The sequence below is a fragment of the Bacillus sp. FSL M7-0307 genome, assembly GCF_038627835.1.
Classification (GTDB): Bacteria; Bacillota; Bacilli; order Bacillales; family Bacillaceae; genus Bacillus; species Bacillus altitudinis.
In genome coordinates, this window is the sequence record NZ_CP152023.1 from 2,717,312 (window position 1) to 2,743,664 (window position 26,353).

At 41.4% G+C, this 26,353-nt stretch carries 31 protein-coding genes and 1 riboswitch; of the genes, 11 read left to right on the forward strand and 20 right to left on the reverse strand.

All coding sequences use genetic code 11. The annotated features are described in order from the left end of the window. Positions 1–5: 5 nt before the first annotated feature. From MHI41_RS13860 to MHI41_RS13870, 3 genes are all read right to left on the reverse strand, one after another. A complete protein-coding gene (locus MHI41_RS13860) occupies positions 6–782 on the reverse strand; it encodes a sporulation protein (protein WP_035702113.1) in 777 nt (258 codons plus the stop codon). Positions 783–1,047: 265 nt separating this feature from the next. Next, a complete protein-coding gene (locus MHI41_RS13865; protein ID WP_019743684.1) occupies positions 1,048–2,127 on the reverse strand; it encodes a tetraprenyl-beta-curcumene synthase family protein in 1,080 nt (359 codons plus the stop codon). A 29-nt stretch (positions 2,128–2,156) separates the two neighbouring features. Beyond that, a complete protein-coding gene (locus MHI41_RS13870) occupies positions 2,157–2,936 on the reverse strand; it encodes an alpha/beta hydrolase (protein ID WP_019743683.1) in 780 nt (259 codons plus the stop codon). A gap of 45 nt (positions 2,937–2,981) precedes the next feature. Here MHI41_RS13870 and MHI41_RS13875 point away from each other — a divergent pair, with 45 nt between their 5' ends. After that, a complete protein-coding gene (locus tag MHI41_RS13875) occupies positions 2,982–3,497 on the forward strand; it encodes a gamma carbonic anhydrase family protein (RefSeq protein ID WP_008342977.1) in 516 nt (171 codons plus the stop codon). 141 nt (positions 3,498–3,638) lie between these two features. Here the strand turns inward: MHI41_RS13875 and asnB are convergent, their stop codons facing one another. Both asnB and metK read right to left on the reverse strand, forming a co-directional pair. Then, positions 3,639–5,537, reverse strand: a complete 1,899-nt coding sequence (gene asnB / locus MHI41_RS13880; RefSeq protein ID WP_019743682.1) for an asparagine synthase (glutamine-hydrolyzing) — start codon at positions 5,535–5,537, stop codon at positions 3,639–3,641. 148 nt (positions 5,538–5,685) lie between these two features. Then, a complete protein-coding gene (metK, locus tag MHI41_RS13885) occupies positions 5,686–6,888 on the reverse strand; it encodes a methionine adenosyltransferase (protein ID WP_008342973.1) in 1,203 nt (400 codons plus the stop codon). Positions 6,889–7,083: 195 nt separating this feature from the next. Continuing rightward, a riboswitch (SAM riboswitch) is annotated at positions 7,084–7,217 on the reverse strand. Positions 7,218–7,444: 227 nt separating this feature from the next. Here metK and pckA point away from each other — a divergent pair. Further along, the gene (gene pckA, locus MHI41_RS13890) at positions 7,445–9,031 is read left to right on the forward strand and encodes a phosphoenolpyruvate carboxykinase (ATP) (RefSeq protein WP_019743681.1); all 1,587 of its coding nucleotides are present in this window, start codon (positions 7,445–7,447) and stop codon (positions 9,029–9,031) included. Positions 9,032–9,071: 40 nt separating this feature from the next. Here the strand turns inward: pckA and MHI41_RS13895 are convergent, their stop codons facing one another. From MHI41_RS13895 to MHI41_RS13920, 6 genes are read right to left on the reverse strand one after another with little or no spacing between them, the layout of a single operon-like run. Continuing rightward, complete coding sequence (locus MHI41_RS13895) at positions 9,072–9,314, reverse strand: DUF2584 domain-containing protein (RefSeq protein WP_017358362.1); 243 nt, start codon at positions 9,312–9,314, stop codon at positions 9,072–9,074. A 39-nt stretch (positions 9,315–9,353) separates the two neighbouring features. After that, positions 9,354–10,148 carry a prolyl oligopeptidase family serine peptidase gene (locus tag MHI41_RS13900; RefSeq protein WP_008342969.1) on the reverse strand — a complete coding sequence of 265 codons (795 nt, stop codon included), beginning with the start codon at positions 10,146–10,148 and terminating at the stop codon, positions 9,354–9,356. Positions 10,149–10,174: 26 nt separating this feature from the next. After that, positions 10,175–11,656 carry a phytoene desaturase family protein gene (crtI, locus tag MHI41_RS13905; protein ID WP_060781315.1) on the reverse strand — a complete coding sequence of 494 codons (1,482 nt, stop codon included), beginning with the start codon at positions 11,654–11,656 and terminating at the stop codon, positions 10,175–10,177. Then, the gene (locus MHI41_RS13910; protein ID WP_060781316.1) at positions 11,653–12,780 is read right to left on the reverse strand and encodes a glycosyltransferase; all 1,128 of its coding nucleotides are present in this window, start codon (positions 12,778–12,780) and stop codon (positions 11,653–11,655) included. The genes crtI and MHI41_RS13910 overlap by 4 nt, the downstream gene beginning before the upstream one ends. Then, the gene (locus MHI41_RS13915; protein ID WP_008342962.1) at positions 12,765–13,511 is read right to left on the reverse strand and encodes a lysophospholipid acyltransferase family protein; all 747 of its coding nucleotides are present in this window, start codon (positions 13,509–13,511) and stop codon (positions 12,765–12,767) included. Before MHI41_RS13915 ends, MHI41_RS13910 begins: the two co-directional genes overlap by 16 nt. Further along, positions 13,480–14,208 (reverse strand): carotenoid biosynthesis protein, encoded by a 729-nt coding sequence (locus tag MHI41_RS13920; RefSeq protein ID WP_125590921.1) that lies wholly within the window; start codon positions 14,206–14,208, stop codon positions 13,480–13,482. Before MHI41_RS13920 ends, MHI41_RS13915 begins: the two co-directional genes overlap by 32 nt. Before the next feature lie 173 nt (positions 14,209–14,381). Here MHI41_RS13920 and MHI41_RS13925 point away from each other — a divergent pair, with 173 nt between their 5' ends. Genes MHI41_RS13925 through MHI41_RS13935 form a run of 3 tightly spaced genes read left to right on the forward strand, consistent with a single transcriptional unit; the run spans position 14,382 to position 16,950 of the window. Further along, entirely contained in the window at positions 14,382–15,383 is a 1,002-nt protein-coding gene (locus tag MHI41_RS13925) for an ABC transporter substrate-binding protein (RefSeq protein ID WP_342494259.1), read from the forward strand. Between the two features lie 15 nt (positions 15,384–15,398). Next, positions 15,399–16,169 carry an ABC transporter ATP-binding protein gene (locus MHI41_RS13930; protein WP_007501922.1) on the forward strand — a complete coding sequence of 257 codons (771 nt, stop codon included), beginning with the start codon at positions 15,399–15,401 and terminating at the stop codon, positions 16,167–16,169. Further along, positions 16,156–16,950: an ABC transporter permease gene (locus tag MHI41_RS13935; protein WP_007501924.1), complete on the forward strand. Its 795-nt coding sequence runs from the start codon at positions 16,156–16,158 to the stop codon at positions 16,948–16,950. The genes MHI41_RS13930 and MHI41_RS13935 overlap by 14 nt, the downstream gene beginning before the upstream one ends. Positions 16,951–16,980: 30 nt before the next feature. Here MHI41_RS13935 and ytkD read toward each other — a convergent pair whose 3' ends face one another. Next, on the reverse strand, positions 16,981–17,457 hold the full coding sequence (gene ytkD, locus MHI41_RS13940) for an RNA deprotection pyrophosphohydrolase (protein WP_008342951.1): 477 nt from the start codon (positions 17,455–17,457) through the stop codon (positions 16,981–16,983). 246 nt (positions 17,458–17,703) lie between these two features. Between ytkD and MHI41_RS13945 the strand changes: the two genes are divergently transcribed. Both MHI41_RS13945 and MHI41_RS13950 read left to right on the forward strand, forming a co-directional pair. Beyond that, complete coding sequence (locus tag MHI41_RS13945; protein WP_281215948.1) at positions 17,704–18,357, forward strand: TerD family protein; 654 nt, start codon at positions 17,704–17,706, stop codon at positions 18,355–18,357. A gap of 22 nt (positions 18,358–18,379) precedes the next feature. Further along, on the forward strand, positions 18,380–19,162 hold the full coding sequence (locus MHI41_RS13950; protein WP_008342947.1) for an AIM24 family protein: 783 nt from the start codon (positions 18,380–18,382) through the stop codon (positions 19,160–19,162). A 232-nt stretch (positions 19,163–19,394) separates the two neighbouring features. Here MHI41_RS13950 and MHI41_RS13955 read toward each other — a convergent pair whose 3' ends face one another. The 4 genes from MHI41_RS13955 to MHI41_RS13970 all read right to left on the reverse strand — a co-directional run bounded on the left by MHI41_RS13955 (position 19,395) and on the right by MHI41_RS13970 (position 21,062). Then, a complete protein-coding gene (locus MHI41_RS13955; RefSeq protein WP_342494260.1) occupies positions 19,395–19,703 on the reverse strand; it encodes a hydrolase in 309 nt (102 codons plus the stop codon). 43 nt (positions 19,704–19,746) lie between these two features. After that, positions 19,747–20,151: a phage holin family protein gene (locus tag MHI41_RS13960; protein ID WP_058213939.1), complete on the reverse strand. Its 405-nt coding sequence runs from the start codon at positions 20,149–20,151 to the stop codon at positions 19,747–19,749. A gap of 157 nt (positions 20,152–20,308) precedes the next feature. Then, positions 20,309–20,500 (reverse strand): hypothetical protein, encoded by a 192-nt coding sequence (locus MHI41_RS13965; protein ID WP_008342942.1) that lies wholly within the window; start codon positions 20,498–20,500, stop codon positions 20,309–20,311. Between the two features lie 124 nt (positions 20,501–20,624). Then, positions 20,625–21,062 (reverse strand): Dps family protein, encoded by a 438-nt coding sequence (locus MHI41_RS13970; RefSeq protein ID WP_025207844.1) that lies wholly within the window; start codon positions 21,060–21,062, stop codon positions 20,625–20,627. Between the two features lie 131 nt (positions 21,063–21,193). On the opposite strand from MHI41_RS13970, the gene ytzI reads away from it, so the two are divergent. Continuing rightward, on the forward strand, positions 21,194–21,340 hold the full coding sequence (gene ytzI / locus MHI41_RS13975; RefSeq protein WP_017358370.1) for a YtzI protein: 147 nt from the start codon (positions 21,194–21,196) through the stop codon (positions 21,338–21,340). An 8-nt stretch (positions 21,341–21,348) separates the two neighbouring features. On the opposite strand, the gene MHI41_RS13980 is transcribed toward ytzI, so the two are convergent. Beyond that, positions 21,349–21,786: a FixH family protein gene (locus MHI41_RS13980; protein WP_008342936.1), complete on the reverse strand. Its 438-nt coding sequence runs from the start codon at positions 21,784–21,786 to the stop codon at positions 21,349–21,351. 125 nt (positions 21,787–21,911) lie between these two features. After that, positions 21,912–22,385: an S-ribosylhomocysteine lyase gene (locus tag MHI41_RS13985; protein WP_008342935.1), complete on the reverse strand. Its 474-nt coding sequence runs from the start codon at positions 22,383–22,385 to the stop codon at positions 21,912–21,914. Positions 22,386–22,513: 128 nt separating this feature from the next. Between MHI41_RS13985 and yidD the strand changes: the two genes are divergently transcribed. Further along, on the forward strand, positions 22,514–22,738 hold the full coding sequence (gene yidD / locus MHI41_RS13990; protein WP_008342933.1) for a membrane protein insertion efficiency factor YidD: 225 nt from the start codon (positions 22,514–22,516) through the stop codon (positions 22,736–22,738). A gap of 1 nt (position 22,739) precedes the next feature. Here the strand turns inward: yidD and MHI41_RS13995 are convergent, their stop codons facing one another. Further along, positions 22,740–23,306, reverse strand: a complete 567-nt coding sequence (locus tag MHI41_RS13995) for a carbonic anhydrase (RefSeq protein ID WP_019743673.1) — start codon at positions 23,304–23,306, stop codon at positions 22,740–22,742. Between the two features lie 213 nt (positions 23,307–23,519). Here MHI41_RS13995 and MHI41_RS14000 point away from each other — a divergent pair, with 213 nt between their 5' ends. Next, a complete protein-coding gene (locus MHI41_RS14000; protein WP_342494261.1) occupies positions 23,520–24,512 on the forward strand; it encodes a zinc ABC transporter substrate-binding protein in 993 nt (330 codons plus the stop codon). Between the two features lie 77 nt (positions 24,513–24,589). Here MHI41_RS14000 and MHI41_RS14005 read toward each other — a convergent pair whose 3' ends face one another. Beyond that, positions 24,590–24,832 (reverse strand): type B 50S ribosomal protein L31, encoded by a 243-nt coding sequence (locus MHI41_RS14005; protein WP_017358374.1) that lies wholly within the window; start codon positions 24,830–24,832, stop codon positions 24,590–24,592. 175 nt (positions 24,833–25,007) lie between these two features. Between MHI41_RS14005 and MHI41_RS14010 the strand changes: the two genes are divergently transcribed. Further along, on the forward strand, positions 25,008–26,339 hold the full coding sequence (locus MHI41_RS14010; protein ID WP_035391038.1) for a cytochrome ubiquinol oxidase subunit I: 1,332 nt from the start codon (positions 25,008–25,010) through the stop codon (positions 26,337–26,339). The last annotated feature ends 14 nt before the right edge of the window (positions 26,340–26,353 follow it).

Here is a 26,353-nt window from a genome sequence, read left to right on the forward strand (position 1 = left end):
TTTATTTAATAAGCGTATTGGTCAATGATTTCTTCAAGTACTACTTCCAGCTCTTCTACATCTGCAAGCTCTGATTGAGTAAAGCGGACACGTACAAGCTGTTCTCCGTCATTATACATTTCTTCCAGCCAGCCACGCAGCCCTCTTGCTCTACGGTCGACTTCAAAAATGATATCTAGCCCCTCTTCATCAATGAAGAAAATCACCTCTAACTCATCAAGCATTTGACGATAATAGTCGGAAGTCGGTATGAACTCAAATTCTTGAACAAAGGGAAGGCGGCGCCTAAAATAAGGTGCTTCTTCGCAGTCTGCTTCATGAAGGTGAAAGCCTAAGTTTCCAACAGCTTCAAGCACACGATTCACCCAAGGGTGTGCGTTTACAAAAATGCGGTCATGATCAAATTTATCAATACCACCTTGAATATCAAGGTCTGTCACAACAGCCACCTCTACTTTACCTACAGTCATTGGTGTATCAAGAGGAAGGTGAAACGAGAATGTAAACTGCTGAGCTTCCCCAGGCTGAATCGTGAATGATTCAGTCACTCGGACAGAATGGATGGTTGTGTGTTTTCGTTGCTCTTCATCATCTTTTACAATGGTGTACCATGTTTTCAACTTTAAATCAATATAGCGAATATCTTGAGGCACTTTTCCGCCCTTCACATGGACTGTTCCCTTTACTTCTTCTCCCGGTTCATACGCATCTTTCTCCAAAATTGTATCCACTTTTGCTGCACCGATTCCTACACTTGCTGCAAACTTTTTAAAAAATGACATATTCGACCTTCCCCTTTTTTAAGTTTTTCAACAAATATACGTCATAAGGAGTAGATACGATTCATTCGATCCATACTTTTCTCCTATTTTTCGTACACTAAGAATATTATCGGCAGCAAATAAGAGGATTGTAATGAAAAAAGAGGATACGTCTGATCATGGTTCGCCTTAAAAAGTGTACATCGCCCAAGCAAAACCGTTCAAAACAAAAAAGCTTGTAGAAAACCATTGTGTTTTCTACAAGCTGATGAGCTTACTTTATCCTTTATGAAGATTTCATCCAAGGCATTTTCTGATAGGTGCGATAGGCTCTGCCATTGATATAGAAAAAGAACGATGTTTTCCCGCTTGATTTGATCAACCGCTTTGCCAGCTTGTTCATCTCTTTTTGGGCTGTCACTTTTTCATCAGACAAATAGACCGCAAGTAACCCTCTATTGATTAGTTTGTGAAAATTCTCGTGTGGAATGCCTTTCAGCTGTTCATCCGCTTTTTCAATAAAATGCTGTAGTCTATCCATCATCTCATGATGAGAGTTGTAGTACGAGCAAAAATTCAAATCGCCTTCCAGCCTGTCCTCTTCTTGGTCGATTAAATAGTCCAGTAAGATGTGCAGACCTTGAATATAAGGGAAATAGCTTTCGTAAATTTGCTTCGCCTGCTTCTCTGTAAAATCAGGCTGCAGTGCATAAGCCACAAGACAGAAAATGCCCAGCGTTGATCCTGCACATGCGGAAAACTCATACCACTCCATCTTCGGTAAATCCTTTTCATACTGGCGGAACCATGACTCTAATCGAGGTTCACGCTCATGAGGAACCACATGCTTATGTACTTGTAAATCACTATAATAATCACACAGCGTATGTAAATAGGGCTGAATGATCGGATAATGCGCTAGACGTGATAACACATTTTGGCATGTCCTAACAAGCGCATGCAGATATCCATGATCCTCTTGATCATCACGGAATTGATAGTACGGCTTAAGCTCCGCATGAATATCGAGTGCATCTCTCATCGCTTGATGCAGCATATGAAAATCCTTTGGATCAAGTGATGTACTGCGGTCACACAAGTTATCTAAGTAATCGCTAATCGTTTGGTACGCCACAATGAATTCAATACACGTTTCCTTCGCTTCACCTGCAAGAAGAGATAAAATTCCCCCGCCTTCACAGTGAAAGGTTTTACTGGATATGCTCGCTAGTGCCTGCGTTCTCAGTTCTTCATTTTCAATCATTTCTGCATGAGCCCGCCACTTTTTTAGCTCCTGATGAACTAGCGGAAAAATATCTTTATACACCTTCGTCATCAGTGCAAAAGGACGTTCTGGTACTGACAAATCAATCCACCCCCAACTTAAGCTCACAATCAAATATATTGATCAGTAAAGGCTCTTGCCGCCTTAAACACATCTTCTCGCTCGGGCTCATTAAAAATTTCATGATAAAGCCCTTCCCATTCACGGTATGATTTATTGGTTGATTCAATGCCATTGAACCATTTCATCACTCTTGTTTTATCTACAATCTTGTCATCGCCTGCCTGCATGAGCAGGAGCGGAATCGACCGAAAGACATTCGTAGGCTGCATCGCCGCATCGATATTTTTGACCAGTTCTCGATACCAGCGAACCGACACCTTCGTCACATAAAGAGAATCATTCGAATCCGCCTCAATCACATCTTGATTCCGTGTGGCAAGTTCGATCGACAGCCCAGATTCGACTTTAAAAGACGGCGCCAGCACATTTAGCCCTTTTGACGCAAAATCCATCAGCTTCTTCGGTTTAAATTGCAGACCTAAACAAGGTGATGATAAAATAAGGCCATCAATCTTCGTATGGGTATACTGCTTGAACCATTCAATCGAAATCAGTCCCCCCATACTATGTCCAAGTAAAAATGTGGGAAGTCTGAACGACTTCGCATGTTCAATCCATTCATCGACTGTATCAATGTATTCTTGAAAAGAACGAATGTGGCCTCTCGCACGTGTCGATGTCCCTTGCCCAGGCAGGTCACCCATGACGACGTGATAGCCTGCATTTCGCCACATTTCGATCAGCCATTTATATCGGCCATGATATTCACTAGCACCATGTACAATTACAATTGTACCAACCGGTCTTTCAGCATGCCAAGTCCACAAAGTAAACACCTCACAAATGTTGTATTAAGAAAGGAAGTCGAAAAAGTGATTTATCCATATCATCAGTTTACACCTGAGATTCATGAATCGGTCTTTGTTGCAGAAAACGCCACCATTACAGGTGATGTCACAATTGGAGAATATTCAAGCGTTTGGTTCCAAACGGTCATTAGAGGCGATGTAGCTCCTGTAAGAATTGGAAAAAACGTCAACATTCAAGACTTATCCTGTCTGCATCAAAGTCCTGGAAAAACACTTCTGATTGAAGATGGTGCTACCATTGGACACCAAGTCACATTACATAGCTCTATCATTCGAAAAAATGCCCTCATTGGCATGGGATCCATCATTCTCGATGGTGCGGAAATTGGCGAAGGAGCCTTTATTGGTGCAGGCAGCCTTGTCCCGCAAGGAAAAGTCATCCCAAAAGGTTCACTCGCTTTTGGCCGTCCAGCCAAAGTCGTTCGCCAGTTAACAGATGAAGATATCCAAGACATGGATCGTATCCGCAGAGAATATGTAGAAAAAGGACAATACTATCGTTCCCTTTTATCGCGTTAACATCATACATGTATCTTCACTTTATCATGTTTTTTTCAGGATATTAAGCAATAACTGTGTACCACTTGTTATTTTACCCTTTTCCACCACTTTCTATCATGACAAAAAAGGTTTTCAGCACAAAGCTGAAAACCTTTTTCATTAGCTAAAAATAACTTCTTTCGGCTGGTGATTCAACTGCTCTGGATCAATGCTGCGCTCTACATAGATGCTATGCCAGATCATAAAGATCAGGACAGTCCAAATCTTACGGCTATGATCTGCTTTTCCAGCACAATGATCATTTAATAAATCAAGCACATATGCCTTGTTAATGTATTCATCTGTTTGACTGCTTTTAATGATATCTTTCGCCCAAGCGTTCATCTCATTTTTCAGCCAATGACGAATTGGAACAGGGAAACCTAGTTTTTTACGGTTTAACACATGGTCCGGCACAATGCCTTCTGCTGCTTTACGCAATAAATATTTCGTTGTGCCGTCTTTCGTTTTCAGCTCTTCTGGAATTTTAGAGGCTGCTTCAAATACGACCTTATCAAGGAATGGAACACGAAGCTCAAGAGAATTCGCCATTGTCATCTTATCTGCTTTCAGCAAGATATCCCCGCGCATCCACGTATGGATATCAACATATTGCATTTTGTTAATATCACTGTAGCCTGCACTTTCCTCGAAGTATGTTTTCGTCACGTCACGATACGTGATGTTCGGATCATACTGCTTTAAGAGGTTTTTCTTCACTGGCTCTTCAAAGATTTTTGCATTGCCGATATAACGTTCCTCTAATGGCGTACAGCCTCGAACGATAAAGCTCTTCCCTTTCATTCCTTCTGGCATTAAACGAGCCAGACGAAGAAGAAGCTTTTTCAGCATGGATGGTACAGATTCAAAAGGCTTTAGAGACAGCGGCTCACGGTAAATATTATATCCACCGAACAGCTCGTCTGCTCCCTCACCTGAAAGAACAACTGTGACTTGTTTTTTCGCTTCTTTTGCCACGAAATACAATGGAATCGCCGCTGGATCAGCCAAAGGATCATCTAAATGCCAGACGATCTTCGGAAGCTCATTCATATATTCCTCAGGAGAAATCACAGCACTAAAGTTTTGCAATCCCAGCTTATCAGCTGTTTCTTTTGCTACATCCACCTCACTGAATCCATCCTGCTGGAAACCAACAGAGAATGTCTTCAGTTCAGGGTGAAATTCCTTTGCGACCGACACGATGAAAGAAGAATCGATCCCGCCTGATAGGAATGAACCAACAGGCACATCACTTCTCATGTGGACTTTTACAGAATCATAGATAGCATCACGTACTTCTTCTACTAATTTCTGCTCTTGTGTTTGCTCAGGTTTGAATTGAACTTTCCAGTAAGTCTTAAATGCAATGTCTTGGCCTGGACGCAGTGTAAACTGATGACCTGGCTCAACTTTGTGCACTTTTTGATCAAGTGTATTTGGCTCAGGAACGAACTGAAAAGACATGTACTGCTGCAAAGCAGCCTCATCAAATAAAATATTCTCATTCACAGCCATTAAGCTTTTGCGTTCAGAAGCAAAGTACACTTGGTCATCCATTTGTGTAAAATAGAGCGGTTTAATGCCGAAAGGATCTCTTGCGCCATATAATAACTGCGCTTCTTTATCCCAAATTAAAAAGGCAAACATGCCGCGAAGCTTCGATGCCGCTTCTTCTTTATAGTGGCGATATGTGGCAAGAAGGACTTCCGTATCAGAATCTGTGCTGAACGTATAGCCTTTTTTCACAAGCTCTTCTTTCAGCTCCACATAGTTATAAATTTCTCCGTTGAAAATAATCCAATATTTTTCATCTTCATAAGAAAGCGGCTGCTTTCCATGTTCAACATCTATAATACTTAAACGTCTAAATCCAAATCCTACATGCTCATCATGAAAGTACCCCTCATCATCCGGACCTCGATGAACGATGAGACGATTCATTTGCTTAATTAACTCTTCCTGCTCAGTAGTTTCGGACAATGGACGGTGATTAAATACACCAACAAACCCACACATATTATTGCCTCCACGTTATGTTATTTCTTAAAAGTAGACCTATAATTAGACAGTATTTTGTCCAATTTTGTTTCACATTTTTACGCTTTTTGTAGAATTTTTTTTAATCAAAAGGAAAACCGCTTAAAATAAGCGGTTTTGTATGTTGTTATTCTCCTAATGCTTCCTTGCGAAGCGTGTCGGCTTTATCCGTTTTTTCCCATGGAAGATCCAAGTCATGACGGCCAAAGTGTCCGTATGCAGCGGTTTGTTTATAGATCGGACGACGTAAGTCAAGCATTTTAATAATGCCAGCTGGACGAAGATCAAAGTTTGCACGTACCACTTCAATTAATTTCTCTTCAGAGGCTTTTCCTGTTCCAAATGTATCAATTGAAATGGAGACAGGCTGTGCAACACCAATTGCATAAGCAAGCTGCACTTCACATGAATCTGCAAGACCAGCTGCTACGATGTTTTTCGCTACATAGCGAGCCGCATATGCTGCAGAACGGTCAACCTTCGTTGCATCCTTACCAGAGAAAGCACCGCCACCGTGACGAGCATACCCGCCATAAGTGTCAACGATGATTTTACGTCCAGTTAAACCAGCATCCCCTTGAGGTCCACCGATAACAAAGCGGCCTGTTGGGTTGATGAAGTATTTTGTTTCTTCATCGATCAGTTCACTTGGAACGACAGGGCGGATGACATGCTCTTTTAAGTCGCTTTGAATTTGTTCAAGCGTCACTTCTGGTGCATGCTGTGTAGAAATAACCACCGTATCAATACGAACTGGCTTGTTTTGTTCATCATATTCAACTGTTACTTGAGTTTTTCCGTCTGGACGAAGGTATGCAAGTGTTTCATTCTTGCGTACTTCTGTTAAACGGCGAGATAATTTATGTGCAAGAGAAATCGGCAGTGGCATAAGCTCTTCAGTTTCGTTGTTTGCAAAACCAAACATAAGACCTTGGTCACCTGCACCGATCGCATCAATTTCTTCTTCAGTCATTGTTCCTTCACGTGCTTCAAGCGCTTTGTCTACACCTTGCGCAATATCAGCAGACTGTTCATCAATTGATGTAAGAACCGCACATGTTTCCGCATCAAAACCATATTTCGCACGTGTGTAGCCAATTTCCTTAATCGTGTCACGCACCGTCTTTGGAATGTCGACATAAGTAGACGTTGTAATCTCACCGCTTACTAATACGAGACCGGTTGTTACAGAAGTTTCACAGGCAACACGTGCATTTGGATCTTTCTTTAAAATTTCATCCAAAATGCTGTCTGAAATTTGATCACAGATTTTATCTGGATGTCCTTCGGTCACTGATTCTGAAGTAAATAAACGACGATTTTGACTCATAATGGCTATTTCCTCCTGTACAAGACCACATCATCCCAAGATGAGGCCTCCAATATGATACGGAACTCGTTCCCTCTTATATTTCAACATGTTTATATTAGAGATGTTATTGGCAATTTGTTCATATGATATCCCAAAAATAAAAAAACCATTTCCTTCATTGCGAGGAAAGGGTCTGAGATCGCATGCCTTTCACTCTTATCGCTCAAGGTGTTCTTGTACCTTGCATCAGGTTAGCACCTTGGTTTCTCAGCATGTTCATGCCTTTTCATAAGAAACCGGTTGCTGGGCTTCATCGGGCCTGTCCCTCCACCAACTCGGGATAAGAGTATCCGTTCAATAAGATATCTTATCTTAAACCCTTGCGTCATGTCAATGGTTCATAGGAATTATCTCCCCTCTTTTTTCACCTCATCATTAGCATCACCAAAAAGCATATTTTCATAGCAGAAATGAAAAAACACACACAAAAATGTTTAAATAGTATAGACTATTATTATCAATGTGTTATACTAATCAAAACAAACAAATTCAACGGTAAAGGAAGGGTTTTTTTATGAACTCAGTGGATTTAAAAGAAGATTTGCAGTCATTGCTCTCATTAGAAAATACGCACCAAAATTTATCTGTTCCGAAACTTGTTGAAAAGATTTTGGCACGTAATGAAGGCGTTTTAACTTCAACTGGTGCTGTACGCGCCACAACGGGTGCCTACACTGGACGTTCGCCTAAAGATAAATTCATCGTAAAAGAAGAAAACTCTGAACATAAAATTGATTGGGGTCAAGTCAATCAGCCGATCTCGAAAGAGGCATTTGATCGTTTATATACAAAGGTTGTGTCATACTTAAAAGAACGTGATGAACTATTTGTCTTTGATGGTTTTGCCGGTGCTGACGAAAAATACCGTATGCCAATTACAGTTGTAAATGAATTCGCTTGGCACAATCTCTTTGCAAAGCAGCTATTCATCAGACCTGATGGATCAACACCATCATCAAACGAAAAACCTTTCACCATCTTATCTGCACCTCACTTTAAAGCAGATCCTGAAACAGATGGCACAAACTCTGAAACGTTTATTATCGTTTCTTTTGAAAAACGTACGATTCTGATCGGTGGAACAGAATATGCAGGAGAGATGAAAAAATCCATTTTCTCTGTTATGAACTACCTGCTTCCTGAACAAGATATTTTATCTATGCACTGCTCTGCTAACGTCGGTCAAGAAGGCGATGTTGCTTTATTTTTCGGCCTTTCAGGTACTGGAAAAACGACGCTTTCTGCAAGTGCAAGCCGCAAGCTGATTGGAGACGATGAGCACGGCTGGTCTAACACAGGTGTCTTCAATATTGAAGGCGGATGCTATGCAAAATGCGTGAACTTAAGTGAAGAAAAAGAACCACAAATTTACAAAGCCATCAGCTTCGGATCAGTGCTTGAAAATGTAGTACTTGATGAAGAAACACGTGAAGCAGATTATGATGACACATTCTTTACTGAAAATACACGTGCGGCTTACCCAATCGAAATGATTGATAACATCGTGAAACCAAGTATTGCAGGTCACCCATCTGCTATCGTCTTTTTAACAGCTGATGCATTCGGCGTTTTACCTCCAATCAGCCGTTTAACGAAAGAACAAGCCATGTACCACTTCTTGAGCGGTTACACAAGTAAATTAGCTGGAACTGAGCGTGGTGTAACGTCACCAGAAACAACGTTCTCTACTTGCTTTGGTTCACCATTCTTGCCACTTCCTGCTCATGTCTATGCTGAAATGCTTGGCAAAAAAATCGATGAGCACGGCGCAAAAGTATTCCTTGTGAATACAGGCTGGACTGGCGGCGGCTACGGTACGGGCAAACGAATGAATCTTGCTCATACAAGAGCAATGGTGCAGGCAGCGATCGAAGGAGATCTTGACAACGCTGAAATGATCACTGACGACATCTTCGGATTACACATCCCGCTTCATATTCCAGGAGTGCCAGATGAAGTGCTTCAGCCTGCTAAAACATGGGACGATCAAGAGGCTTACAAAGAAAAAGCACACTTCCTTGCAAATGAATTTAAAAAGAACTTCAAAAAATTCAGCCATGCAGCAAGTGATATTGAAGCAAAAGGCGGACCACTCGTCTAATCAAAAGGAAAAAGCTGAGGGAATGAATCCCTCAGCTTTTTTAGTTCGTTGAATGCAATGACACAAGACGATACGTCACCTTCGTGATATTGTCTGTGAGCTCCAGCTTTTCAACATGTGCTGTTCCTGTTTTTTCTCCGTCTTTCGTTTTACGCACCTCAAGCGGAATATTTAATGGATAAATGCGGTACCCTTCCTTCATGAGCTCAAACACATTTTCTTCAATTCTTGTCTCTTTTCCTTTTGTGACAATCATTGTATTAAATTCAACAGGCATTCCCATAATGAAAATCCCCCTACTTTCTATATTTCTTTCTACCGTTTATTTTACCACATTTCCGCCTTTTCGGCTGTGCATCCATGTCGTCAGCCGTCTGACAATCTCCCGGTTATGCTGTGGCGGGAAATAATGATGATATCCGTGAAAATACCATGTTTCCACAGACTTGCCATGCTGACGCAGTGCATCTTCTAATAAATACGCATGCTCAATGGATACATTCTCATCCAGCTCCCCATGAATGATTAAGACAGGTGCTTCAATTTGGTGCACATCATTCAAAGGCGTTCTAGCCTCATATGCTTCTGGTACCTTATGCGGAGGACCTCCTATTACACGCTTCATCATTCTTCTCATATCCACACGTTCTTCATAGGTGAGCTTCATATCACTTACGCCTCCCCATGTCACAAAGGAAGCGGCCTCATGCTTCATTTCAACAGCGGTCCATATGCCCATAATTCCGCCACGGGAAAAACCAAAGATATGAATGCGCTCCTGCTTCACCTTTTGATGATGTTTCAACAGCTGAAATGCAGCAAATGCATCTTTCCGATCTTCTCCGGCAAAATCCTCGTTCCCTTCGCCTCCTTGATTCCCTCGGTAGAAGGGCGCAAAGACGACAAACCCTTGCGCAGCAAATTGCACAATTCGGCCAGGTCTAACCATTCCCACATTTTTAATGCCGCCGCGTAAATATAAAAAACCGTCATAGAGACCTTCTCCGGCCGGTTCAGCGAGCAGCCCCTTCATCCGAAGTCCATCGGCCTCATATGTCACTGTATATAAGTGAATATGCGGATGTGGCGACGGGAACCTTCTCTTTTCCACAATCACTTGAATTCTCTCCTTTTCATTCGGTGTTACGTCAAATGCTTGATGATGGCTTCTGCGACGAGCTGTCCTGATTTTGTCACCATCGGAGTGCCGCCGCCTGGATGACTTGTGCCGCCAACAAACCAAAGCCCTTCAATATCCTTTGATTGATTATTGATTCGAAAAAACGCCTGCTTGAATGAGTTTGACGACATGCCATAAATGGCCCCATGATACGCTCCCGTTTTTTGCTGCAAATCAAGCGGGGTTTGTACCGCTTCAAATTCTACAAGCTGGTCAAGATCAAAGAGACCCTTTTCCTTTAGTTTTGTTTTCATATGCTGGCCATATGTCTCCTTTAGCATGTCCCAATTTTGCTCTTTTGTCACATATGGCGCATTGGCTAATACAAACAAGTTACTTCTTCCTGGCCCTCCACTTAAAGCTGGCTCTGAATGACCTGAATAACAGATGTAAAGCGTCGGATCATGAGGAAGCTGTTTTTTCTGAAAAATATCCTTAAATTCTTGTTCATAATTCTCTGGAAAAAACACGTTGTGATGAGACAATTGTTCATAGACTTTAGGGACGCCCAACAAAAGAACAAAACCTGATAACGATGGCTCAATGTTTGCCAGTTTTTGATTTCCAAAGCTCGGGCGGTCTTCTTCATCAATTAATTGGCGATAAACAGTCAGTGCATCTGCCCCCGCAATGACTTGATCTGCTTCATATATCTGCTGATCAGTTTCAACTCCTTGGATTCGCTTATTCTTTACATGAATCTTTTTGACTGATTTATTGAGATGAATTTGGACACCCAATTCCTTTGCCAGTGTCTCAAATGCCTCAACTAAACGATACGTACCGCCCTTAATACCATAAATGCCTTTTTCTCCTTCTAAATAAGCCATCATATTAAAAATAGCAGGTGCCTCGTATGGAGAAGAGCCAATGTAAGTCGCATACCGGCCAAACATCGCCAATGTATGAGGATGACGAAAATATTGACGTAGCAAGCGCTGAACGGATGTAAAAGGTTTGACAGCAAGAAGGGCTTTCATTAACTTGACATCCGCTTTATCCTTCCAAGTCAATAATAAACGATTTAAAAACTGATCCTCTGCCATTTGAAAAAGCTTCTTCGATTCCTGTAAAAATGCCCGGTATTGCTTTGCATCCTCTGGACTAAAAACTGCAATTTGTGATTCCATTTGCTCAATATCTGGCGTAAACTCGACCGTATGTCCATCTGAAAAAACGTTTTTAGTAAGGGGGAAAATCGGATAAAACGTCACATAATCCTCCATTCGTCTATGACAGGAGGTAAATACTTCCTCAAAATACGCCTTCATTGTAATGGTACTCGGTCCTAAATCAAAAGAGTAGCCAGACGCTTGATGGCGTTGTAATTTCCCGCCTAAAGAAGCTTCTTTTTCTAAAATGGTGACCTGGAAACCGCGTGACTGTAAGCGAATCGCAGCCGATAACCCGCCAAGTCCGCCGCCAATAATGATCACTTTTTTCATTCGTACCTTCTTCCTTTCCATTCATAGCCTTCTTTTTTCAGCCCAATTTTCATAGAAGCAAAACCAATGGCCATCAGGCTTATGATACTGACAGGCAATAAAAAGGCCATCGTAGACGTTCTTCCATTTTCGATATCAATGACCGCTTTAATGGATACACCCAGCCCGTAGCAAAGAAGGGCTAAACAGAGATTGACCACATCAAAATGAATCAGTGCGATCATAAAGCAAAGAACAGGAACTACATAAAGGGCGGAGTATAAACAAAAGACACTGCTTAACAAAGCAATGTTTCGATTCACTCCCGGGAACAAATTTTTCCGATATCCTTCCCATACTTCCTGTCCACTCTCATACATTCTCATGTAGACAAAAGAATGAATACTTGCCAGTGTGAACGGAAAGCCCTTCTCTTTCACTCGTTTAGCCAAAGCCATATCATCCACAAGAGAATCCTTGATCGCTTCATGACCACCTATTTCGTGATAACAGTTCTTTTCAATGGCAATAAAACCGCCATGTGCTGCGGCAAAAGCAGGATGTTGAGATGTTCTGACCCACTTCACTGGCAGATGACAGCCAATCGTAAACATCATCATAGGAACGACAAGATGCTCAAAAGGCGTTCCCGTTTTTTGCTCTGGGAAACCTGAAAGCATGCCCGTTTTTTGTATGCATAACTGCTTGTACACCGCTTCAATAGCTCCTTGTTTTAAGCGGACATCTGCATCTAAAAATAACAGCCAATCAGAAGATGCTGCCTCAGCAAGCTGGGAACAAGCATATGATTTTCCAAGCCAGCCGCGCTTCAATACTTGACCTGACTGCACACGAATCCATGGATATGTCTCTGCGAAGCCCTCTGCAATCATTCTCGTCTGATCTGTCGAGTGATCATCCAGCACGATCAACTCTTTCGGATGGAGACACTGATCAACAATCGACTGAAGGCAGGCTTCCAGCCGTTTTTCTTCATTTCTCGCTGGAATGAGGATCGATAATGAAATGGGTTCATCACGTGAAAGAGATGCTGGCTTGAGTACAGGAAATTGCTTCATATTCCAAATCGTAAACATCAATTGGCAGAGCAGCAAAACACTGATGACAATTAAGAAGACCGCCATGTTTTCACCCACTTTTTAAAGGAATCAAACGCATCACTAGTTGACCGGCTTGTCCTTGTTACCTGCCTAAATTGTTCGTTTGTTGAAAAATCTGGATCAGCAATAACCTGTGCTTGATGAGCGTTTAACTGTGTTTCAAGCAGGTCTCCGAGTAAACTTGTTACTTCCTTACTGCGAAGTGATCCGCCAGCTACTAGGACATCTTCTCCAAACTCAACCGATACCGTCGGTTTTTGAAATTGATTAAATGTATAATGCAGCGTCACAGGTTTGATGACGACCTGCTCAAATTGCCTGACTAAAAAAGAAGCTCCGCCTTCCAGTTCAAGCGGCCTTATGTCTTGGTGCATAATTTTCCCCTGTGGGAAGAGCCACACAGCCCCGCCAGCCTCCATCTTCTCCTTTGCGGTCATTAATGCCTGCTTGACACTTTTCAACTTCTCTTTATGAACTGGAAATGCACCAAGTTTTTGAAAAAAAGCATATTGCTTCAACTGCTTCTCTTCCATCATCATGGCATGATCCAGCTCAGACATTTGTTCTATTAAAAGAAAAATGATCAGTCCATCCCACCATGAACTGTGATTAGCAAGATAAAGAACAGGATGCTTCTCCTTTGGGTCAACCGTACCTTTCATCATGACACAGCGAAAATGTTTGTTCAGTAAATATCGTTCAAGATAAAAATAAAAGAGTCGTCTAAACGATCGGTTTTTGTCGCTTTCTTTCAAATCGAACCCTTCCTTCACACAAGATGACAATGATCAGTGCTAAATAAAAAATGACATCCAGCCCGCCCTTTAATGCTAAAAGACCAAAGAAGAACACCATGGCCTGATAAATACGTCCATTCCAGCGCAATGCCTGCTGATCAATGGATACGAGCGGGAACAGAAATGAAAGTCCTGCTCCAATGATACCCCAGCTGACAAAATTCTCAAAAGGGATACCAAAGAAACCTCCGCCGTCATACCACACCCAAAACTTTCGTTCAGCCGCTACCGGATCTAATATGAGATCAAGCAGTACAATCCATATACCCGTTTCGATGGCTCGCTTCCACTTCGATTGTTGTCTTGATAAAAAAAGACTATTTAAAAACACACCAACCCATGCAAAAGCGATCGTCAAAGGCACTCCTGCCACAAGAAATCCAAGCGTCGGATAATAATCATAGGCCCCAAATGGAAAATCAGTTGTGATCCCCACCCATTCAACCGTAAACGTCAACACACCCACAATGGCTGCTCTTACGATCACAAAGCTCCATGCCCCGTAGATATTTCGTCCAATTTCAATGACGCAGCAGGCGTAAAGCACAAGAAAGATACCATTCGCAAACTGAAGCCATGCCGGCACTTCAAAAAAGACCATTAAAATAAGACCTACTACATACCAACCAACAAATACCCAACTCAATCTATACACGAAACCGCTCCTTTATTTCTTCCAAATTCAAGAAAGCATTCATGCTTCTAGTATAGAAAAAAAGACACGTTCTATAAATAAACAATGCGCTTCTTATTTCATCTAGGCACTCACCAAAAATCCCTTTTGACATACTTTAATTAGTGATCTAGAACAAAGGAGGCGAATTACTCTTGAATCGTTCCATTAAAGTCAGACTGGCATTCATATTCGTTGTCCTGCTCTTTATTCCATTTGTCGCCTGTAAAAAAGACCAAGAGCAGACCGTACAAGTAGCCGAGGTGACCCATTCGGTCTTTTATGCACCGCTTTATGTCGCCCTATCCGATGGATTTTTCAAAGATGAAGGCTTAGAGGTTGAATTAAAAACCACTTGGGGCGGCGATAAAACAATGACAGCTCTCTTATCCGGCGGCGCTGATATCGCTCTGACCGGATCTGAATCTTCTATTTATGTGGAAGCACAAGACACGAAAGACTCTGTCATGAACTTTGCACAGCTGACACAAACAGACGGTACATTTCTTGTTTCAAGGGAAAAAATCAATCAATTCTCTTGGGATCAATTGAAAGGAAAGGACTTTCTCGGACAACGGAAAGGCGGCATGCCGCAAATGGTCGGTGAATATGTCCTGAAAAAAGAAGGCATTGATTTGAAACAGGATCTTCGCATGATTCAAAATATTGATTTTGCCAACATTTCAGGTGCTTTTTCCTCTGGAACTGGCGATTTTGTGCAGTTATTCGAACCGACAGCTTCCTTAATTGAAAAAGAAGGCAAAGGGTACATTACCGCCTCCTTTGGTGAGGCTTCCGGCAAGGTGCCTTATACCACCTTTATGGCAAAGAAGAGTTACTTAGAGGAAAACAAAGAGACAGCTGAAGCCTTTACTCGTGCCATTTACAAAGCGCAAAAATGGGTCAAAGCAAAGAGACCAGAGGAGATTGCCAAGACAATCCAATCTCAATTTCCTGATACAGACCTTGATGTCTTATCAACAGCCATTAAACGCTACAAGCAGCAGAACTCCTACGCAACAGATCCCCTTCTAAATGAAGAGGAATGGAACAAATTACAGGAAATCATGAAGGCAAGTGGTGAACTGCCGGAATTTATTCCGTACAAACAACTTGTCGATACATCCATTGCCAAGAAGGTCACAGATCACAAATAGAACAGGAGGTAGCACATGTCTTTCCTTCAAATTGACCATGTGACCCACACGTACTTCTCTTTAAAAGAAAAAACAACGGCCATCAAGCACATCAATATGGAGATCACTCAAGGTGAATTTATCTCATTTATTGGTCCCAGCGGCTGCGGGAAAACAACCTTGCTGTCCATCATCGCAGGCATTACGCCACCCTCTGAAGGTCGAATTTTAATCGAAGGAAAAGAACCGAATCAACAGGAGCATCAAATCGGTTATATGCTCCAGCAAGATTATTTATTCCCATGGAAAACGATCAAGGAAAATGTCATTCTCGGGTTAAAAATTGCAAAACAAGATTCACATGAAGCCACCTCAGCTGCCCTTAGCTTACTGCCAAAGCTTGGACTCAATGATGTCGAAGAAAAATACCCGAAGGAGCTGTCAGGCGGGATGAGGCAGCGTGCGGCTCTCGCCCGAACGCTTGCAGTTGATCCCGGCCTGCTTCTGCTTGATGAGCCATTTTCAGCACTAGATTACCAGACGAAACTGACATTAGAAGACCTCGTCTTTCACACATTAAAAAACTATCAAAAAACGGCTGTTCTTGTCACGCATGACATCGGCGAAGCCATTGCGATGAGTGATCGCATTTTCTTATTCTCAAAGCATCCCGGCTCTATCCAGCGAATGTTTACCGTTCCAGATGATCTGAGGACGCTCTCTCCTTTTGAAGCGAGACAGACAGCAAGTTTCCAAGAGCTCTTTCAAACGATTTGGAAGGAGCTGAAGACAGTTGAAACACAGTGATCTTTTACATGAAGCCTATCGAAAAAAAGTTCGAATGGAAAAACGCATGACGCGAGTCTACCAGTTGATCATTTTCGCCAGTTTCTTTTCGCTTTGGGAGCTTGCGAGCCATTTCAGACTGATTGACCCGCTCATTTTCAGTTCACCATCTGCCGTCTGCCAATTGTTTGTACAAAAATTATCAGATGGTTCATTAATTAATCATATGAGCATTACGCTGTTTGAAACAGTGCTCGGCTTTCTACTTGGTACTTTTTGCGGCATTTTATTAGCCGCCGCCTTATGGTGGTCCACCCGTCTTGCAAATGTACTTGATCCTTATTTGGTTATTTTAAATGCGATGCCGAAAGTCGCTCTCGCCCCCATTTTAATTGTTGCCCTTGGACCAGGCATGATCAGCATTGTCGCGATGGGTGCCATTATCAGTGTGATCATTACCACCATCGTCATTTATACAGCCTTTCAAGAAGTCGATGAGAATTATTTAAAAGTCATGAAAACCTTTGGCGCGAAAAAAAGAACGGTCTTCCGTGAGGTCATTTTGCCAGCAAGTATTCCAACGATGATCTCTGCCATTAAGGTCAATGTTGGTCTTTCTTGGGTTGGGGTCATTGTGGGAGAATTCCTTGTTTCCTCAAAAGGACTCGGCTATATGATCATCTATGGCTTTCAAGTCTTCAACTTTACACTCGTGTTCTTAAGTCTTTTCATTATCGCCGTCTTCGCCACCATCATGTATCAGCTTGTCGAATGGCTGGAACGCCGTTTTCTGCAAAAATAAAAAGCGCAGGGTCATTTCCCTGCGCTTTTTTTAACGAATCAAACCGTTCTTTTCTAAATAAGCCAGACTTTGTCTTAAAACATCATCTTTCATAATAAAACTGAAATTTTTATTTTTTGCGATGGATCTTGGTAAGTCTGCGAAAAGAACGGGTCCTTTCGTTTCAAAATACGTGTCCTGCTTGACGAGCCTTTCAATATCAGCGAAATAAATATTTTTGACAATGACTTTCTCTCTGCCAAGCACCTGATATTGACCAATATACGTTAATTCACGAACAACAGCACCCGTCTCTTCGTGAATCTCTCGTATAGCGGCTTGATCTGCTTCTTCATTTGGCTCTACTTTCCCTCCTGGAAATTCGTAGCCACGATCCTCATGTTCAGTAAGCAGCCATTTTCCTTGATAGCGGCAAATGGCCCAAACATGCTTAGGATGACTTGAAAAAGGCTGCTCTTCAAAAGAGAGCTTGACCGTATTATGATAATAGTCTTTAAATACATGCATGTGAAATCCCTCATATCCTGTCCTTGCTTCTTGTAAAACATCATACCACAGATCACATTTCTCTGAAGAATTTTTATAAAAAGTGAAACAAACGAGTGCTTCTATCTCGTCTGTATGTAAAATAAGTATTCTTGCTAAAACCTTTTTATCATCTCCATCCTCATCCCATTTTAATCATGAAACCTTTTGCCCATGATGACGTAAATCAATAAGTGTTTGTCCTACACAGACGAGGAGGAAACCAGCATGAGCATCACAAATGGATCAAAACAAGAAAATAACAAAGCATGGCCAATGAGGCAACATGAGAAAGAAGACGCTTCTCTTGAGGCAGTGAAGAAACACCTCATGAAAGGACAAAAGTTAGATTTAACAAAAGACAATCCAAATGTAGATCAAATTCATATCGGACTTGGCTGGGACTTATCTGGTCAGCCAATTGATTTAGATACGCAAGTGTTTCTCTTAAATGAAGAGGACAAGCTTCTGTCTCCAAAACACCTGATCTATTATCATCAGCAGCAAAGCTTAGATGGAGCTGTTCGCCATCTAGGTGATCATCAGGTCGGCGGAGGCCATCGGGACAATGAGATCATCATTATGCAGCTAAGCAGAGTCTCACCCGATATTCATAAAATCGTCGTAACTGCCACCATACATGATGCACACGAGCGGGCACATCATTTTGGACAGGTGACCAATGCCTACTTGCGCCTTTCAGATCAAATCACACAACAGGAGATTTGTACCTTTCAGTTAACAGAAGATTATTCATTTTGTACATCCATCATTTGTGCTGAACTAACGAGAGTTGAGAACGAATGGAAAATCACCGCTACCGGACAAGGTACGACCCTTGATTTAAACGACCTATTCCGCATCTACGGATTCACATCTTGACAAAGGAAAGGAGCCGGCACAAATGGGATTTCATTTCAACACGATCGAAGAACTGACCTTACAAGCAGAAGGCAACGGGATCTTTTTTGCCAAAAAAGGCGCTATGATTGCCGATCAAGGTACATTTCAATACCGTAAACGATTACTTGGGACGAATAAAGGAAATATGGTCAGCCAAGTATTTAATCATATTAGCAGAAAATTAACAGGTGAAAATCTTGAGATGATGGAAGTGAGTGGACAAGGTACTTGCTACTTGGCTGATTCCAGCGAGCATGTGACCGTCATCAATCTTGAGCCGAACGGTCCTTGGCAGCATGTTAGCGTGGAAAGTGAAGATTTACTTGCCTTTACTGAAGAATGTCACTATGGCGTGACACCAGTAGGCGTTGGGATTTTATCACAGAAAGGGCTATTTACTTCAAAGCTCTCGTATCAAGGTCACGGGGCGCAGGTTGCCATCAAAACAAATGGAAACCCGCTGATTTTAAAAGCACCTTGCCGTGTAGATCCTGACGCTATTGTCGCTTGGACGGGCAAAGCACCGAAAGTCAAATTAGATGTGAACTGGAAAACGTTCATTGGACAAACATCGGGCGAATCCTACTTGTTTGAATTTCATGAACAGGACCAAATTGTGATTATCCAGCCATCTGAACGAACATCTGGAATGCGGGTCGGGATAGATGATAACCGGTACAAACCCCAGAGTCAGAGTACCTCACACGAAATCACCAACTCACAGCAGGAAAATAGAGGCGGAATCAGTGATCTGATCGGCGGCATCTTACAGCCTCGAAAATAAAAGCATGTAGAATGTCTCTACATGCTTTCAGATAGTTGACAAAAGGCTAAAATGAACTTTCTTTTAGCCTTTTGTCTTCTTTTCAGCGTGATAGAAAACCTTTGCAGTCTAGGAAGGACGAGTACTGGCGCGGAGCGAATTTCACATTCGTGAGCACCGGCACGCAGGACTGACAAAGAATGCGAGGGGTTTGTCTACACGCTGAGCATGTAGAATGTCTCTACATGCTTTTTCAATTCATCAGTCCATTGGTCTCAATAAAGTTCTTTGTCTCTTCGTTACCGAGATCATGAATCATCGAGTAAATCTCTTTTCTTTTCCTATCCATTTCGTCATTTGGACTATCATAATGATATTCAAGAAATGGAACATGCGCCCGAAAGAAACCTTTCCAATCTGTCATATACTGTTCATCAAAATACTCTCTTAACTGCAAGATTTGTTCATCATCTGCTTCTATCTGAAATTGCCAAGCAGCCGCATCTCTGTGCTGTGAGATCGATCCGTCTTGAACGGATACATAGTATGTGTGTCTCGCCATCTGATTCATCCTTTTTCCTTTAGTATGACCAGATATGAAGAAATTACGGCTTTTTGCGCAATTTATTTTTAATCATGTCTAACACATCAATAAACAACTGTGGAATGGGAATTCCGAGAGCTTTGGCTGTTGAGACAATCTGGTACGATTCATAAATAATATAAAAGATGAGCGCTAAATCCTTAATTGTCCCCCCAGTCTTCAGCATGACATCGAAGAAGTGTGCCATGGATATTAAAGAAATCGTCACAACCTTTCGAACAAGCCGGGTCAAAAAACGCTTCATCGTAAGTTGTCCAGTCACAGATTCTCTTAGGCTTGAACAAATTAATTCAATAGCCATTAGTGTCACTAATATCATGAGTAAATATCCTGCTCCACCAAACAGAAAGCCCATTGCCGACAAACTGACTGTAAACAACGAAAAGATGCCTAAATCCTTGCTCACTTGGCATCAACATCCTTTCATAGTGGAACTTCTTACCTCAATAGTATATGCCGCATTTGATGAATAGCTTGGACGACAAAAAATAAAGGCATGGTCAGCTGCTCAAAAAACTCGTGAAGCGCATAAAAAGAGCCGCCTGTGACGGCGGCTTTCTTGGTTAAACTCTGACATCAATAAACGTAGCGTCTGAATCTTTGGGCTGAACAGCTTGAGGCTGCTGCTGCACTTGATCGAGCATCACCATGGCTTGGGCTGTGTTCGTGGCAAGCTGTGAATTCAATAAACTGATATTAAGTGTTTTTTGAATACTCGCCACTTGCTGGCTCATCATTCCTGCAATTGAGGACATCTTCTCCCCTCCCTTCCCTTTTCTCTTCGGCTAAAAGCCCCATCAATTCAATGGGCTGCCTGTCACAAATCCACAAAAAAAGAATGCCGATCTGTTTGATGATCGACATTCCTTTCACATTCGCTTATCCTAAGTATGCTTTGAGCATCCAGTTGTGTTTTTCAATGGATTGATGAATCGCAAGCAGCATATCACCTGTTGTTTCATCGCCAACTTCTGCAGCCAGCTCCATGCCTTGCTTAAGTTCTTCTGCAATATTAGAGAAATCATCATACAGATTTTTCACCATTTGCTCGGCTGATTCATTGCCTTCCGCTTCTTGAATGCTAGAAATTTCTAAGCACTCTTTCATTGTCGCAACAGGTTGTCCATTTAATGCGAGCATACGCTCAGCCAAATCATCGATATAAGTGGCTGTTTCTGTATATAATTCCTCGAATTTTTCATGGAGTGTAAAGAAGTCTTTTCCCTTTACATACCAGTGATAGTTATGTAATTTTACGTAAAGCACAGTCCAATCTGCTACTTGTTTATTGACGACGTTTAATAATTTTTCAGACATGTTGATTCCTCCTTATGTAGTTGCGTTTAGTATGGGATTACCCTTTTTTTATTATACTGAAACCTGCCATCATTTTCTTCTATTTTGACCGCATGAAATATATGTTAATATGGAAATAAGGAGGGAGTTAGATGCTGTTACTTGGGATTATCAGCTTTATCATTATCTCAATCGTTGTCTTTTTATCACTGTGGACGACATCAAAGGCTTATGATTACAAGCATAAAGTCGATTCACCACAGGATGCTGAACCAAACCAACGTCCTAACCCAAAATAAAACCGCTTTCAATGATGTGAGGTATCTTCTTCTTCAGTAGATGAACTCTCTTTTTTCACATCACCTACATGGATGTTTGTCTTCGGCATATTATGCTGCTGTTTAGCTGTCACATGGACTTGTATGATATAAAGGCCATCTTGTTTGAAAGCTGTATGCAATTCATATACACCTTTCTCCTTTTTCTTTGGCTGAATCATCTTGCTGTTATCCTTGTCGCCATCTTTCCACACTTCAAATTCAACATCATCTGCATCATCAACAGGCGTATCACCATATGTGACAGCTGCTTTTACGATAACGTTTTCATTTTTCTCCACTTGCTCCGGCCCTGTTAGTTTGACTTCTAATAACTCAGGCACTTCTCCCTTGTCATTGCTCGCTGCCGAGTTTCCACATGCACTAAGTAATGCGAGCATCAAAATGATTCCTACCATTTTCCGCATTCGTGTATCCCCCTTTTTTACTGACATGTCCATTTTAACAAATATCCCCTATTTTAACAGCTCCCGTTTCATTTCATGTAAAAAACCGGACATTCAATATGTCCGGTTCATCATCATCTTGCTAATTATCCAAATACTTTTAATAGCTCTTCTTGGTCCTGAGACAGCCAGAAACGCATTAAACGTTTTGCTCCTTCAAGATCATGAAGCTTCGCTTGACCGCACTGCTCTTCATTTGCAGCAGGAATTTCTGTTACCTCCACTGCATCTTTGAATGTTGCATCAAGCAGTTCAACGATCTCTCTTGGTGTCGGTGCACCGCTGACAACTAAATAGTAGCCAGTCTGGCAACCCATTGGAGAAATATCAATGATATCAAAATGATCGTATTTCTCTGAGTGTGTTCTAATATTAAACGCAAGTAAATGCTCTAATGTATGAATCGTATCAGGTTTCATTGCCTGCTTGTTCGGCTGACAAAAACGGATATCAAATTTGTTCACTTCCCCATCTGATCCCACTTTATGAACGCCGCAATGACGAACGTAAGGTGCTTTTACAGCATTATGGTCAAGTTCAAAGCTTTCAACTGAAGGCATTAATCACCACTCCTATAATTGCAATTTCCTATATTATAACATATTGCTCCGACCAGTTTAGTTTATAAAACTTCCCTTCCTTGTCCTTTTTTCTTATACTGTGAAAAGACAGACAAGGAGGAACCTCTATGAAACAAATTTTTATCGGCATCATTCGCTTTTATCAAAAATGCATTTCCCCTCTGACACCGCCGAGCTGCAGGTTTTATCCCACCTGTTCAAACTATGGGCTAGAGGCGATCAAAACGCATGGCGCTTTAAAAGGCGGCTGGCTCACAATCAAGCGAATTTTAAAATGTCACCCGCTGCATCCTGGAGGCATGGATCCAGTCCCACCTAAAAAGGAAAAATAACTTACTTTTCTTCATAACCGTTGACAACTAAGTCAAGCTTACCTGTCCCAGGATCAATCACTAGACCATGCACAGGCACATCAGATGGAAGAAGCGGATGATTTTTAACGACAGACACACTGTCCTTCACGCTATCTTCAACTGAGCTAAAGCTTTTGAGCCACTGTTGAAAATCGATCCCTGAGTATTCCAGTACTTCAATTCGTTTTTCGGGAATACCGCGTTCAACGGCTTTATTTAATAGGGTTTGGCTGTCTATTTTACTCATCCCGCAATCGTGGTGCCCGATCACATAAACTTCGTCAGCATTCAATTCATAAACAGCCACTAAAATGCTTCGCATAATACTTCCAAATGGGTGAGAAACAAGAGCGCCAGCACTTTTGACAATTTTAATATCGCCATTTTTCATGTTCATGGCGCGCGGAAGCAGTTCAACAAGTCTTGTATCCATACATGATAGAATGACAGCTTTTTTCTGTGGAAACTTCGTTGTTGTAAACTCTTCATATCGCTTCTCTTCGCAAAATTGTTGATTGTACTCGATGATTTCGTCTAAAAGTTTCATAAGTTTGTCCATTCCTTTTTCTTTTTTTAAAAATAAATATAGCACAATGTTTTAAATTTCGTCACGTTTTGACGTCTATTTTTTTAGAGGAAACATCTTCTGATGAAAATTTTTTATTTTCCTCTTTTCAAATCGTAATTATTACGATACAATAACTCAGGACATTAAATCGTAATCATTTCTATCTAATAGGTTGAGAGGAGACATTCTTAGATGAAAAAAATCTTTTTTATTTTAACAGCTGCTTTATTAGCGGTCGGTCTTGCCGCTTGCTCAAGCAGTGCGGGGACAAATGCTTCAAAAGGAAAAGCAGACGGGAAATTAACCATTTACGCGACGATCTTCCCTATTCAAGATTTCACTGAAAAAATTGGCGGCTCTCACGTAAATGCTCAAAGTGTGTACCCTGCCAATGCAGATGCACACAGCTTTGAACCAAGTTCAAAAACGATGGTTGAAATGGCTGAAGGAGATGCTTTTATTTACAGCGGAACAGGTGCTGAAGCATTTGCTGATAAAACGGCTTCTACGTTAAAAGACCAAGGCGTGAAAACAGTGAAAGCAGCCGAAGGCATCAAGCTATTATCAACACAAGAAGAACATGCTCATGAAGAAGGTGAGGACCATGATCACGATCATGAAGGTGAAGATCATGACCATGATGGACACGACCACGGAGATAAAGATCCCCATGCATGGCTAGACCCTGTTTATGCACAGCAAATGGCAAAAAACATTAAAGACACACTTGTTTCACTAGATCCAGATCATAAAGACGAATACACAAAAAACTATGAATCACTAAAAAAAGAATTACAATCGTTAGATCAGGAATTCAAAACAACGTTATCTAAAGCAAAACATAAAGAAATTCTTGTTTCTCACGCAGCATACGGCTACTGGGAAAAGCGCTATGGCATTGAGCAAATCAGTGTACTAGGACTCTCTGCTTCTGAAGAGCCTTCCCAAAAACAGCTTGAAAATATCGTACAACAGGCAGAAAAGCATCACATCAAGTATGTCATTTTTGAAAATAACGTCAGCAGTAAAGTATCAGATACGATTCGCAGTGAAATTGGGGCAAAAAGCCTTACACTGAAAAATCTAGAATCCATTACAGAAGATGATGCTAAAAATGGCGAAAGCTATGTCAGCTTAATGAAACAAAATTTAAACACATTAAAAACAGCTTTAAATGTTGAATGAATTCATGAACCTCGAGCGATCAGCCGGGGTTTTTTACTGCACAAAAAAACACACCATGATCAGGTGTGTTTCTTTGTTTACATTTGATATTTTTTCTTAAACTGCTCCGCTCTGCCGCCTTTTTCTCCGAATTTCTGGCGTCCTGTATAAAATGGATGCGTATCAGAGCTTGTCTCTACTTTAATGACAGGATAAGTCTTCCCATCCTCCCACTCTACGGTCTCATGTGATGTCTTTGTTGATCTACTTAAGAAGCGGTAACCGCTGTTTACGTCCATAAATACAACTTCATGTGAGGTTGGATGAATATCTCTTTTCAATGTCAAAACTCCCTTCATCATTAAAACGTAACGATTACGTTTTATAATTATATTCTACTCCCTCTTTTACAACTTGTCAAAAAACAAGCTTTCTTAGTCAGGAAGAATAATCTAAAAATGGTGGAGAATAATAAACACCATAAAAAGAGATGCGATAAGAAAGGCGGAGAAAAAATTGACTGATCTCGTTTTAGCTAGAAGTCTGTTCGGCACAACAATGGGCTTCCATATTATTTATGCCTCGCTTGGCGTAGGCATCCCGCTAATGATTTTGTTAGCTGAACTCATCTTTCAAAAAACGAAGGACCCGCATTATGCCATCATGGCCAAACGATGGACAAAAGCGCAGGCTGTTCTGTTAGGGGTCGCCATTCCAACCGGTACCATTGCTGGTACGCAGCTTGCCCTTCTATGGCCTGGTTTTATGGAGGTCATCGGAAAGGTCATGTCACTGCCATTTCAAATAGAAATTTATGCTTTCTTTATTGAAGCACTATTTATGTCTATTTATGTGTACGCAGCAGATCGTTTATCACCAGCCATGCGCATCATTACCGTTATTTTCGTTGTCATTGGTGCAGCAGCTTCAGCGATTCTCATTACAAACGTACATGCTTTTGAAGGAACACCCGCTGGCTTTCAAATGGTCAATGGAGAAATAACGAATATCGAACCTTGGAAGGCCTTTTTCAATCCAAGTTTTGTTGTCACTGCTACACATGTAGTACTGTCTGCTTTTACAACAGGCGCTTTTGTCATTGCTTCTGTCGCTGCATTTAAAATGTTGAAAACAAGAAAAAACGAAAAGCTCTATACCTTTCATCGAAAAGCCCTTTTTCTTGGACTGATTGTAGGCGGACTTTTCTCTTTTCTCACAGCCTTAAACGGTCACGAATCAGCTCAGCTTCTGTATGAATATCAGCCTGAAAAATTAGCGGGTGCTGAAGGTTTATTTGAAACGCAATCGCATGCGCCTCTGGCCATTGGCGGTTTTACTGATGCCAATACGCAAGAAATCAAAGGAGCAATCGAAATCCCTTGGGCGCTTAGTTTTCTTGCAGGAAATAGCTTTGATACTGTGGTTAAAGGGTTAAATGATTTTCCTAGAGACGAGTGGCCGCCTTTATTTATTCACACACTATTTAACGGAATGGTCATTATCGGCTCATTGCTCATTTTCTTTGCTGTGTTAGCACTGTTTTACCGTAAAATTTTAAAACGCGAACATTATCCAAAATGGCTGCTTGTCCTTTATTTATTTGGCGGGCCTCTTAGTCTCTTGGCGATTGAATTTGGCTGGATCTTTGCCTGTACAGGCCGTCAGCCATGGGTGATTTATCGAATGCTCAAAACCTCTGAAGTCGTCACATCATCAGGATCTATCGGTACACTTTTCATCCTTTTTGCCATTGTCTATCTCATTTTAGGCATCGCAACTGTGATTGTACTGACGTACTACTTTAGAAAACATTCAATTGAAGAAGACTTACGGTTAACAGAATCTTAAAAAGGGAGCGATCT

Excerpts from the sequence above, each read along its gene's own strand:
- MHI41_RS13860 (WP_035702113.1), bottom strand. The coding sequence starts at position 782 with ATGTCATTTTTTAAAAAGTTTGCAGCAAGTGTAGGAATCGGTGCAGCA.
- asnB (WP_019743682.1), bottom strand. The coding sequence starts at position 5,537 with ATGTGTGGGTTTGTTGGTGTATTTAATCACCGTCCATTGTCCGAAACT.
- metK (WP_008342973.1), bottom strand. The coding sequence starts at position 6,888 with ATGAGTCAAAATCGTCGTTTATTTACTTCAGAATCAGTGACCGAAGGA.
- pckA (WP_019743681.1), top strand. The coding sequence starts at position 7,445 with ATGAACTCAGTGGATTTAAAAGAAGATTTGCAGTCATTGCTCTCATTA.
- MHI41_RS13895 (WP_017358362.1), bottom strand. The coding sequence starts at position 9,314 with ATGGGAATGCCTGTTGAATTTAATACAATGATTGTCACAAAAGGAAAA.
- crtI (WP_060781315.1), bottom strand. The coding sequence starts at position 11,656 with ATGAAAAAAGTGATCATTATTGGCGGCGGACTTGGCGGGTTATCGGCT.
- MHI41_RS13910 (WP_060781316.1), bottom strand. The coding sequence starts at position 12,780 with ATGGCGGTCTTCTTAATTGTCATCAGTGTTTTGCTGCTCTGCCAATTG.
- MHI41_RS13930 (WP_007501922.1), top strand. The coding sequence starts at position 15,399 with ATGTCTTTCCTTCAAATTGACCATGTGACCCACACGTACTTCTCTTTA.
- ytkD (WP_008342951.1), bottom strand. The coding sequence starts at position 17,457 with ATGCATGTATTTAAAGACTATTATCATAATACGGTCAAGCTCTCTTTT.
- MHI41_RS13945 (WP_281215948.1), top strand. The coding sequence starts at position 17,704 with ATGAGCATCACAAATGGATCAAAACAAGAAAATAACAAAGCATGGCCA.
- MHI41_RS13950 (WP_008342947.1), top strand. The coding sequence starts at position 18,380 with ATGGGATTTCATTTCAACACGATCGAAGAACTGACCTTACAAGCAGAA.
- MHI41_RS13955 (WP_342494260.1), bottom strand. The coding sequence starts at position 19,703 with ATGGCGAGACACACATACTATGTATCCGTTCAAGACGGATCGATCTCA.
- MHI41_RS13965 (WP_008342942.1), bottom strand. The coding sequence starts at position 20,500 with ATGTCCTCAATTGCAGGAATGATGAGCCAGCAAGTGGCGAGTATTCAA.
- MHI41_RS13970 (WP_025207844.1), bottom strand. The coding sequence starts at position 21,062 with ATGTCTGAAAAATTATTAAACGTCGTCAATAAACAAGTAGCAGATTGG.
- ytzI (WP_017358370.1), top strand. The coding sequence starts at position 21,194 with ATGCTGTTACTTGGGATTATCAGCTTTATCATTATCTCAATCGTTGTC.
- MHI41_RS13980 (WP_008342936.1), bottom strand. The coding sequence starts at position 21,786 with ATGCGGAAAATGGTAGGAATCATTTTGATGCTCGCATTACTTAGTGCA.
- MHI41_RS13985 (WP_008342935.1), bottom strand. The coding sequence starts at position 22,385 with ATGCCTTCAGTTGAAAGCTTTGAACTTGACCATAATGCTGTAAAAGCA.
- yidD (WP_008342933.1), top strand. The coding sequence starts at position 22,514 with ATGAAACAAATTTTTATCGGCATCATTCGCTTTTATCAAAAATGCATT.
- MHI41_RS13995 (WP_019743673.1), bottom strand. The coding sequence starts at position 23,306 with ATGAAACTTTTAGACGAAATCATCGAGTACAATCAACAATTTTGCGAA.
- MHI41_RS14000 (WP_342494261.1), top strand. The coding sequence starts at position 23,520 with ATGAAAAAAATCTTTTTTATTTTAACAGCTGCTTTATTAGCGGTCGGT.